Genomic DNA, 9,761 nt, shown 5'->3' on the forward strand with positions numbered 1-9,761 from the left:
AACATGTTCACCGCCGACGGCGTCGAGCACCAACGCCTGCGTGAACCCGTGAAGCGCGCCTTCAGCCCCCGACGCGTGAGCGCGTTGCGGCCCCGCATCACCGCCATCGTCGGCGACCTGCTCGACGAGGTCGCCGACCTCGCCGCCGACGGCCGCCCTGTCGACCTGAAAGCACGGTTCGCGCTGCCGCTGCCGCTGCAGGTCATTTGCGACCTGTTCGGCGTCCCCGAACCCGACCGGCCCCACGTGCAGCGGCTGTGCGACACCGCCTTCGACCAAGGGCGAGCAGAGGTCGACCACGCCGCGGCGTTCACCGAGCTGCGGCAGGTGCTCGGCGAACTGGCCGCCGCCAAGAAGCGCAGCCCCGGCGACGACCTGACCAGCCGGCTGGTCACCGACCCCGACAGCAGCCTCACCGACGACGAGCTCGTCGACACGCTGGTGCTGCTGGTCGGCGCCGGCCACGAGACCACCGTCAACCTGATCACCAACGCCCTCCGGGCCCTGCTCGCCCACCCCGAGCAGTACACGCTCCTACTCGCACGGCAGTTGGACGGCTGGTGGGTGTGGGCGGATCTGGTGGAGGAGACCCTGCGGTGGGCCTCCCCCATCGCCGCCCTCCCCCTCCGGTACACGACCGTCCCGACCGAGCTGTGCGGCGTCACCGTGCCCGCCGGTGAGGCCCTGCTGCTGTGCTACGGCGCCGCCAACCGCGACCCCGACCATTTCGGCGGCGACGCCGACCGCTTCGACCTCACACGCCGCCCCGCCGCGCATCTGGCGTTCGGGCACGGCCCGCACTTCTGCCTCGGCGCGCCCCTGGCCCGGCTCGAAGCCGCCATCGCCCTGCAGGAGCTGCTCACCCGCTTCGACCTGCAACCGGCGATACCGCCCGAGGAGCTGGAGCCGCTGCCGTCGCTGGTCGCCTGCGGCGTCACACGGCTCCCCGTCACCATGTCCCCCGTTCACCGAGCCGGACGAAAAGCATCCCGATGAACAGCACGATCGACGTCCCCGACCCCACCGACCGCCACGTCCGCTACCGCGGCCCCGCCAGCGTCGCCCGCATGTACGACTACTACCTGGGCGGCAAGGACAACTACGAGGTCGACCGCGAAGCAGCCGAACGCGTCCTGGCCGCGGCGCCCTGGATCCGACCGCTCGCCCGGCACAACCGGCACTTCCTGGCGCGTGCCGTCCGGCACTGCATCCAGTCGGGGATCCGGCAGTTTCCGAATATGGCGACAGGGATGACGCATTTCCGCAGGTCAGCGGCCCTATTCGGCCGCCGGGTGCGGTTCCGCGTCAACATCCTGTCACCTCACCGCGTTTTGCCTGGTCAGCGCTTTGCCGGAACGCCCGTCCCGCCGTCGCCGGGATCGCCGGTGCCAGCGTCCCCGCTGAAAGCGCCGTCAATGGCGCTACGAGTGCGGTCATCTTCGGTCGGGTACAGGTGCCCGTAGGTGTCAGCGGTGACCTTGATGGAGGAATGGCCCATCCGGTCACGGATGACCGTAAGGTGCGTTCCCGCTTGGATCAGCAGCGATGCGTAGGTGTGCCGCAGCACGTGGAAGCACACCGAGGACGGCAGCCCCACCGCCTTACGCGCCCGCGTGAACGGCTGACGCAGGGAATCCGCGTTTGCGGGAGTGCCGTTGTTCCGGGTGAAGACCAGTTCCACCCGGTGCACCCGCTTGCCGTCCACGTCCGGCACATCCTGGGCCACCGGAGGGAATGCCTCACGGTGTGCCCGCAGCGCGTCAGCGACCATTTCAGGAATGGGGACGACCCGCCGTGACGATCTTGATCAGCAATCAGGACCGGCCCGATCTGGCCTCACCCGCCTACCACCCCGACATCCGCGCCTACGGGTGGAGACTTGCGCGACGAGAGTGGGAGACGGAACCGTTCTCTGGGCGCAAGATGACCGCCACCCGGCAGATAGCCGCCATGCTGAGCGTCCGGCCGGGACACCCGGTGATCCACCGTCACAGCCTGTGGCGCCTGGAGTTCGGCGGCCGGATCGAGATCAACTCCTACGCCGATGCCGAACTCGTCCCTGACTGGGACGACCAGAAGCGCCTCCACCAGTACCGCAAGCGCCCCAAGTTCTTCTACCAAGCCCTACAGCGCGGCCGAGGCGAAATCCGATGGGTCACCCTCACCACCGCGCGACTCGCCTACGGGGACGAACGCGCCCGGCTGGCAATTGACTACACCGACGCCATCCTCGCCATCACCCGCACCATGATCGACGAACACGGCCGCCTCCTGGAGGCCACCGAGGTCAAGGCCCCCGCTAGCCACTTCGAAATCGGCCACGGCGCCGAACTGGCCGACGACCCCAACGCACTGTTCCCCCCCGAAGAACTCGCGGAAGAGGGAATCGCCCTCACGATCTGACCCGAACGCGATGGGCTCAGACTTTCTTTACTGGATCAAGGGCCCGCGCGGGGCGCGGGCCATACGCCAGTACGGCCCGTTGACGGGCCTCCCCAGGTGATCGCCACCGAATCACGCACGCGTCCAGACCGGCCGCCGGGCGTCATCGCCCGGCACTCGCACGGCGGATCGCGGCCGGGGCACGGCGGACGGGGTTGGGGGACGAGACCGACCGGGGCCCCTACCCCGGTCGGCTCGCCCCGCCCCGCCAGCACGGCCGCTCCCGCCGCACGCCGCCAGGCTCGCCACCCCTTCCCGGCCCCTCCCGCGCCGTTCCCGCCGACTCCGGGACGCCGCCACACCCGCAGCAGGCCGGGCGCGTGGCCGGGCCCGCCCACAGCAGGCCGGGGGCCGCCTCGCGGGCGCCCGCGCTTTGCGCATGCGGCGCTGGGGCGCCGTTCGCAGCGCGGCGCCCGCCCGCAGCCCCCGGCAACGCTGTGGACGGACCGCACCCGCCGCACCGCGCGGGGCCAGGCCCCCAGCCAGCACACGCCACAGCGCCGGGCAGCGGCTTCCACCAGAGACGACGCCTGAGACGGAATTGCCGCAACGGCGCCGGCTGACTCCCTACGGTCGCCCCTCCGGGGTGGCCTACGGCCATCGACCGGCCCCGACCCTGCCCGCACGAAAAGGAAAGCCGCGGCCCTTCACCCCTCCCGATCAGCCACCGGCCGGACCGACCACGGTGATCGGATTGTCAGGCGAGTCCAACCAGACACGTTGACCCTCCGCAGTCACGGTCACTCCGAACCGGGCGCAGTCGGGCCGCCCAGCCTTGATCCACCGTTCCTCGGTCTCATGCCGTACCGCTTGTGGTATCCCCTGCCCGCGCAGCGGCATGAAGTGCGCCGGGGAGACGAACGGCCCCTCAGCCGTCCCGTCCGCCCGCACCTCCAGCACGGCCAGCGGCCCGGCCGGATGGAACGTGGCCGCCCAGGGAACCACGATCACCCCGCCCGCCCGTGTCTGCTTCACCCAGGCATAAGGCACGGTATGCGCCGCCGCCGTGCAGACCACACGATCGAACGGCGCATGCGCGGGCGCGCCCTCCTCCCCGTCCCCCGTGATCACGACCACGTCGCCGAAGCCCGCGACCCGCAAGGCATCCCGGGCACGGTCCGCCGCCGCCGGATCGATCTCGACCGACACCACCTCGGCCCCCAGCGCCGCCAGGCACGCGGCGTTGTAGCCGGTCCCCGTGCCGATCTCCAGCACGCGCATGCCCGCGTCAACCCGCAGAGCGCCGATCATCTGGGCCATCACCGACGGAGCCGACGAGGACGACGTAGGCCACATGCCATCCTTGATCTGCGTCGTGATCGGATCATCCGACGCCACCAGCCGTTCCCACTCCTCCGGGTCATCGCGGCGAGACAGCGACACGAACTCACTGTCCCGGACCACCCACACCGTTTCCGGGATGAACAGGCGCCGGTCAACAGGCGGAAGCCCGGTAAACCCGGTCACGACGCCTGTCCCGTCCCGTTGCAGGACCCGCACGTGACCTTCTGCTCTTTGTTGTCCAGATTGATCAACGTGTAGCCCTTACCGCCGCACGCACCGCACGCTTGCTTCTTTGCGTGCTTCCCCATCGCATTCGCTCCTCTCTGTTGCCGTTCGCTGGGACCCCGCCGCCGTGGTTCTGTCACCCTGCCGACAGGCAGCACTCCCGTTCAGCGCCCTAGCCGTTCTGCGATCTTGCAGCCGCGATCGCCTCCCGCTTGCGTCTCCGCAGAGTGGACATCAGCGCTATCGAGGAGATGCTAGGCCCGTCCTGCATCCAGATCCGCGACGGTTTCTCACCCTCATGCCACCACTCCAAGAAGTGATCGCGAGCCTCCTTCAGCAGCTTTCGGAAATGGGCAAGGGAGTACTCAAGCGACTCCGCCGCCTCCCGCACATCGCCATCGGCCTTCATGAGCGCGGCCAGCACCATCTGTTGCCGAGGCGTCAGCCGCTCCCAGATCTGCCCCACCGCGATCGCGTCAACAACCAGGTCTTCAAAACCCCACACGTGACGCTGCCACCAGTACCGATGGAAGTTCAGCCCCGCAACCCCTACGCCCTTGGCGGTCTGGTTGCCGGTCCCGTGCGCCGCCCTGAGCTGATGCGCCTCACGCTGGATAGCGCCGACAGCCTTGGCGACCAGGTCCTGAGCGGAAGGGCACCGATCGCCGAGACAGATCTCTTCCATCATCGCCGACCAGGCCATTTCCAACCGGTCGGGGAAACTCATCAGATGCGACCACCACGTGTCGCGGGTCACCACAGACACCGCCAGCTTGTTCACATCCGCCAGCGTCCACCCATGCGGCAACTCCCGCGCACCCCCCGGCCCATCGGCCGAAGGAGTCTGCCACCCGGCAAGCGTCGTCATATCCCCTCTCCGTGATGATCCCTGCCCCTGACGCCGCGTGCGACCTAGGCCGACTCCGGCCCCGACTCCGAACCTGACGCCGAGCCCGGTCCAGCACCGACCGGCGCCCCGACAGCCGTCGCGATGTGCCCGGCCGCCTCATCAAGGTCAGGCCCGAACCACTCACCCGCCAGCGGCCCGCTCGCCCACACGTAGACCTCAGCCCGCACATCCCAGACCACATCCCACGGACCGCACTGCCGGTACGTCACCCGCAGCACATCGGCCCGCGACACCTCGGTTCGCGACGGCGCCTCACCGCCCGAACCCGCCAGCAACGCCACCGCGACCACCGGAACCCGACGCCGCACCACCGCGCGCAGCCGCGCCAACGGCCCGAACTCCTCACGCCGTGGCAGCACAGCAACACCCGTCATGCCCTATCGCCCCTGATCGCTGCTGATCTCTGTTGATCGCTGGAACGGGCCGCGCCCCCCGGGCGGGGGAGAGACAAAGCCCAACCCGGGCGGGGGACGCGGCCCAGGAGCGACGGCGCGGGGACACGAAGGGGGAAAGGTCCACACCACGCCGCCGCCCCGGCCTCTATGCCGAGTCCGAACCCGCCCGCGTCCTGGACGACGCCGCCGGGATCGGGGACAGACGCGGACGACACGGCGCCCACCCGTCCGGCACCGGCCCCGCCCCGTCGTCCAGGCACACCGACAAGCCCGTCACCTCACGCACGTGACCCGCCAGCGCCCCCGGATCGTCCAAATCCGCCTGCCACGCCGGGAACCCCAGCCTGACGACCTCGGCATAAACCTCGGCACGCAACGCCGCGTCCCCGTGCTCCAACGCCACCAGGACCGACGCCCACAACTCACGCGAGACGCAGACCATCCCGTCACCGCCCGACGCCAGACCCGACCCGCTCACCGCCGCTCCACATGGATCAGCGAGCCCAGCACAGGCCGAACCCAACCCCCGCGCCGCGCCTCATGACGCCCCCGCCTCCGGCCGCGTGCCGCATGCCGCCGGGGAACCTTGCCTTCCCGCCTCATCCCACGGGTCATATCCGTCACGTGCGCGCGTACCATTGCCCACAGCCAGGACCACCTTCCTGGTCAGGCCCCGGCCGACGCCGCAATCGTCGCGCTCGGGGCCGCCTTTTGTACCCTGCGGCACAACTTCCTAGACCAGACCAGCGCACATGCGGTTACCGTGGAACCCGTTGTGTGGTTGCCGTCTCGGCAACGGCAACGCGTACAAGGGTCACCCCGGAGGCGGAACGGGTACGGGTGAGGCGATGACCTTCGCTGAGAAGCTGCGCGAGTTGATGGCCGAACGCGGGCTAAGCCTGCGGGAACTCTCCAGAACCGTCCCCTACGACAAGGGCAACCTGTCAAGGGTCATCAACGGCCACAAGCGCCCATCCGAGAAACTGGCCGCGCGTCTAGACGACATCCTCAATGCAAACGGGGAGCTGGTAGCGCTCAGATCGTCGTCACTGTCACTGGACCGGCGGGCACTAAATGGGGACCTGACCCCCGACGACGAGGAACGCCTCATACAGGCTGCGCGCAGGCCAGGCCGAACCGACTTGGCGGTGGTCGAGTCCTTGTCAACGATCCTGGCCGCGCAACGCCGCCTAGAGGATGTCATCGGTTCTGAACCGCTCCTAAAGACTGTCGGTGCCCAACTAACGACCGTCGAACGCCTCGTCATCGAGGCACGCGGACGCGTCCGCCCCCGCGTGCTGGACATCGCGGCACAATGGGCACAGTTCGATGCCTGGTTGCACGCGAGCGTTCGCCGCCTAGCCAAGGCCGATCAGCTTTACGACCGGGCGATCGTGTGGGCTACCGAAGCGGGGAACGCGGACATGGTGGCCACCGCGTTCAACATGAAGGGCCATACAGCATGGCTGCGTCGAGATGTCGCCCCGATGGTCGGCCTCTCGGAAGCGGCACAGCGAGACAGGCATACGAGCCCCGGCGTGCGAGCACTGGCCGTTCAGCAAGAAGCGCGCGGCTTGGCGATCCTTGGCGACGCGGCTAGCACCGACCGCAAGTTCGATGAGGCGCGTGAGCTGACCACACAGGCCGCCGAGCATCCCGAAGACGAACCGCCGTGGATCTACTTCTTCAGCCCCGACATGCTCACCATGCAGCACGGGCGCGCCTACCGATACTTGGGGCGACATGCCAAAGCGATCGAGCTACTGACGGCCGGACTCGACGATCTGTCGGCGGAGGTGCGTCACTCCGAATGGGTGGCGTACTACCGCCTTGATCAAGTGCGATCGCTGCGGGCACTGCACGAGGAAGCAGAGGCCGAACGAATCCTAGGTGAGGTCGCCGGACTCGCCGAGCGTCTTGGTTCGGCTCGGCTCGCCCGGCACGTAGCGATGCTTCGCTGAGTTGCAAGTGAGCTTCCGCCTCACTTTGGCTGATCATGCGCTCGGGTGGCCGGATGCGTACTTGACCGGGGACCCCTCCGGCGGACCGCCACGGGCGTAAGGCCGGGCAGCCCCACAGGGACGCCCGAGCCCGACCAGGCTAGCGGCCCGCCGCCCCAGTCAAGCCCGCATCCGTCCACCCACACCCCGCCGCCCCGTTGCACCATCCGGCAGACTGGAAGCCGGGCCACCCAGGGATAGCGATCATGAGCCACGGTCAAGACCACGCCGCCGAGCTGGCCGCCACATGGACCACCGAGCTACGCCGGACCGGCCGCATTCACACCCCCTTCCACAGCGACGATGAGCGGGAGCTGTACCGCCGCGCGGGACGCAAGGCCGGACGGCTGTTGCAACGGCCCGTGCGCACCCTGGTAGTAGGCAGCGAGGTACAGGTGTTGCTGACCGACTGGATGGACCGGCCCCTAGAACGCCAGCTTGAGCACGCCCGCACCCGCAACGCCATCGATCGGGCATTCGCCGCCGCCGAGAACCAGCCAGCACCCAAGCCCCCGCCATCGCGCCCGTCACCCCGCTTCGCCGCCCGCCGCGCGCCACCCCTTGACCGGCCCGCCACGTGCGCAGACCCGCCCGGCATTCCGTCATCACCGCGTCATCAACCCGTCAACCGGAAGGGTCCGAACGCCCCCGAACGGACCGGAACGCACACCAGCCGCCTACCGGACCCGCACCACCGAAACCCGGGTTGACCTGGACAGACACCACCGCACCGGAGCACACCGGAACAGACAGGAACGCCCAGGCCAACCCATCGAGGAACCGGCAGGTCATCGACATCGGCACCGGCTTCCCCACCTCCCCCAGTCCGTGGGAGGTCGCCTGGGACATCGCCCCCGACACCCGCGTCATCGGCGTGGACAACGACGCGACGGTCCTCGCACACGCCCGCGCCCACGCCCACCGGGTGACGACCGTCGACGGGGACCTGCGCGACCCCGCCGCGATCGTGGCCCGCCTCGACGGACTGGTCGACTGGTCCGAGCCCGTCGCCCTGGCGCTGGTCGCGGTCCTGCACTTCCTGACCGAGGACGACGACCCCGCCGGGTGCCTGCGCGTGTTCCGCGCGAAGATGGCCCCGGGAAGCCGACTGGTGATCTCCCACATCGCCCGGGACGGCACCCCGGCCGACGTCGTCGAATCCGTCGAGCGGATGTACCGCGACAAGGCCGCCCCCCTGGTGTTCCGCACCGCCCGGCAGATCCTCGACCTGTTCGACGGGTTCACCCTGGAAGACCCCGGCCTGGTGCCGGTCGAGACCTGGCGCCCCGACCCGCGCTTCACCCCCGACCTGCCCACCATCGGCGCCCCGGCGACGCCACTGGTGCAGGGCCTGGGAGCAGTCGGCGTGCTGGAGACGCGATCCCGGCACGGCGAGCCCACCGCCCCGCCTTCCCTGCGGCGCGTGCTGCGCGCACCGCCGGGGCGCGGCGGACCCTGACGGACCCCGGGCGGCCCTCCCCCGCGACCGCCCGGACAGCGCACCGCCGCACAGCCCCACGGGTGCGGCGGTGCGCCCGGCGCCGTACGGCCGGCGGCCGCACCCGCCCCCTGAACGGAGCCGCGCGGCCGTACGGCGCACCCCACCGAAACGGCAAAGCACCCAAAGGCAGAAAACGAAGAGTGGCCGACCACTTCAACAGTGCCTGGAACGATGGCCCCCGCTGGCGCACGAGCAGCCACAGCGGCAGCCCGGACAACGCCGGGGACGTGACCTGTGTGGAAATCGCTCGCCTCGGCTCGGCCCGCAGCCTTCGCGGCAGCACGCAGCACGACTGCGGCCCCGTGCCGGTGCTCAGCCGCGCCGACTTCACCGCGCTGATCGACCGGGTCGAACTCGGCGACCTCGATCCGCCCGCCGCCTGACCAGGCGCCCTGGACCGCCGTACGGCCCCCTGTGAGCAGCAAGGAGACAAGGAAGACGCCGTGGACCCGCGACACGCCCTCCGCGAAGAGTTCCCCCGCTGGTCGATCGTGCATTCAGACGCAGGCCGCTGGTGGGGCTTCCATCCGCCCGCGGGCGGCAACCCCGACCGCATCGACCTCGACGCCGACACCCCCGACGACCTGCGGACGAAGATCCTCGCCAAGCAGCGAGAGATCGAAGAGTGATCGGCGGCGCCCGAGCCGGGTCATCGAGGAGATCGCCTGTGACATCGGCGTGCCATCCGCAGGCCGATGCGACCGGGTGATACACCGCCGCACTCGCGGTTGAACCCGCCTCGCCCCACCGGTGGCTGACCTGGCTGCTGCAGCCGACGCGTCCGCCCATGCCGCTGCGCGCCGCCCTGGTGCGCGCTCGTCCGCCGCAACCCCTGCCGTTCCCACCGGTCCGGCCGGACGGTGGACGCCGTCGAACAGAGCGGACACGACACAGGACGGGAGAAACCAGCATGAAGCACATCGAAACCGTGGTGTTCGACTACAGCCGCACCCTCACCGAACCGGACACCCCCAAAGTGCCGCACCTGGGCATGCGGCCGGTCG

Annotated in this window: 11 protein-coding genes and 1 pseudogene; 8 read left to right on the forward strand and 4 right to left on the reverse strand. The window is 69.8% G+C overall.

Annotated features, from left to right (window positions below):
- Positions 1-996: cytochrome P450 family protein (locus ABD879_RS30655; protein WP_345025227.1), on the forward strand; the 996-nt coding region annotated here is incomplete at its 5' end.
- Positions 993-1,241 (forward strand): annotated as a pseudogene (locus ABD879_RS30660) (SAM-dependent methyltransferase); the annotation flags it as partial. The gene ABD879_RS30655 and the pseudogene ABD879_RS30660, both read left to right, overlap by 4 nt.
- A 98-nt stretch (positions 1,242-1,339) precedes the next feature.
- On the opposite strand, the gene ABD879_RS30665 reads toward ABD879_RS30660, so the two are convergent.
- On the reverse strand, positions 1,340-1,771 hold the full coding sequence (locus ABD879_RS30665) for a tyrosine-type recombinase/integrase (RefSeq protein WP_345025228.1): 432 nt from the start codon (positions 1,769-1,771) through the stop codon (positions 1,340-1,342).
- 23 nt (positions 1,772-1,794) lie between these two features.
- Between ABD879_RS30665 and ABD879_RS30670 the strand changes: the two genes are divergently transcribed.
- Positions 1,795-2,403, forward strand: coding sequence for a UTRA domain-containing protein (locus ABD879_RS30670; RefSeq protein WP_345025229.1), 609 nt, complete (start codon positions 1,795-1,797; stop codon positions 2,401-2,403).
- Positions 2,404-3,102: 699 nt separating this feature from the next.
- On the opposite strand, the gene ABD879_RS30675 is transcribed toward ABD879_RS30670, so the two are convergent.
- The 3 genes from ABD879_RS30675 to ABD879_RS30685 form a co-directional block, all read right to left on the reverse strand.
- Complete coding sequence (locus ABD879_RS30675) at positions 3,103-3,942, reverse strand: protein-L-isoaspartate O-methyltransferase family protein (RefSeq protein ID WP_345025230.1); 840 nt, start codon at positions 3,940-3,942, stop codon at positions 3,103-3,105.
- Between the two features lie 181 nt (positions 3,943-4,123).
- Positions 4,124-4,732 carry a hypothetical protein gene (locus tag ABD879_RS30680; protein WP_345025231.1) on the reverse strand — a complete coding sequence of 203 codons (609 nt, stop codon included), beginning with the start codon at positions 4,730-4,732 and terminating at the stop codon, positions 4,124-4,126.
- Between the two features lie 131 nt (positions 4,733-4,863).
- A complete protein-coding gene (locus tag ABD879_RS30685; protein ID WP_345025232.1) occupies positions 4,864-5,190 on the reverse strand; it encodes a hypothetical protein in 327 nt (108 codons plus the stop codon).
- 914 nt (positions 5,191-6,104) lie between these two features.
- Between ABD879_RS30685 and ABD879_RS30690 the strand changes: the two genes are divergently transcribed.
- The 5 genes from ABD879_RS30690 to ABD879_RS30710 all read left to right on the forward strand — a co-directional run bounded on the left by ABD879_RS30690 (position 6,105) and on the right by ABD879_RS30710 (position 9,386).
- Entirely contained in the window at positions 6,105-7,217 is a 1,113-nt protein-coding gene (locus ABD879_RS30690; protein ID WP_345025233.1) for a helix-turn-helix domain-containing protein, read from the forward strand.
- 245 nt (positions 7,218-7,462) lie between these two features.
- Positions 7,463-7,966 (forward strand): hypothetical protein, encoded by a 504-nt coding sequence (locus ABD879_RS30695; protein ID WP_345025234.1) that lies wholly within the window; start codon positions 7,463-7,465, stop codon positions 7,964-7,966.
- On the forward strand, positions 7,963-8,715 hold the full coding sequence (locus ABD879_RS30700; protein ID WP_345025235.1) for an SAM-dependent methyltransferase: 753 nt from the start codon (positions 7,963-7,965) through the stop codon (positions 8,713-8,715). Before ABD879_RS30695 ends, ABD879_RS30700 begins: the two co-directional genes overlap by 4 nt.
- A 182-nt stretch (positions 8,716-8,897) precedes the next feature.
- Positions 8,898-9,140, forward strand: coding sequence for a DUF397 domain-containing protein (locus ABD879_RS30705; RefSeq protein WP_345025236.1), 243 nt, complete (start codon positions 8,898-8,900; stop codon positions 9,138-9,140).
- A gap of 60 nt (positions 9,141-9,200) precedes the next feature.
- Entirely contained in the window at positions 9,201-9,386 is a 186-nt protein-coding gene (locus tag ABD879_RS30710) for a hypothetical protein (protein WP_345025237.1), read from the forward strand.
- The last annotated feature ends 375 nt before the right edge of the window (positions 9,387-9,761 follow it).

The sequence above is a fragment of the Actinomadura keratinilytica genome (assembly GCF_039539665.1).
In the GTDB taxonomy this organism is placed as follows: domain Bacteria; phylum Actinomycetota; class Actinomycetes; order Streptosporangiales; family Streptosporangiaceae; genus Spirillospora; species Spirillospora keratinilytica.

Bases quoted from the DNA above. Each gene is read 5' to 3' on its own strand.
- ABD879_RS30665 (WP_345025228.1), bottom strand. From the start codon at position 1,771: ATGGTCGCTGACGCGCTGCGGGCACACCGTGAGGCATTCCCTCCGGTG.
- ABD879_RS30690 (WP_345025233.1), top strand. From the start codon at position 6,105: ATGACCTTCGCTGAGAAGCTGCGCGAGTTGATGGCCGAACGCGGGCTA.
- ABD879_RS30695 (WP_345025234.1), top strand. From the start codon at position 7,463: ATGAGCCACGGTCAAGACCACGCCGCCGAGCTGGCCGCCACATGGACC.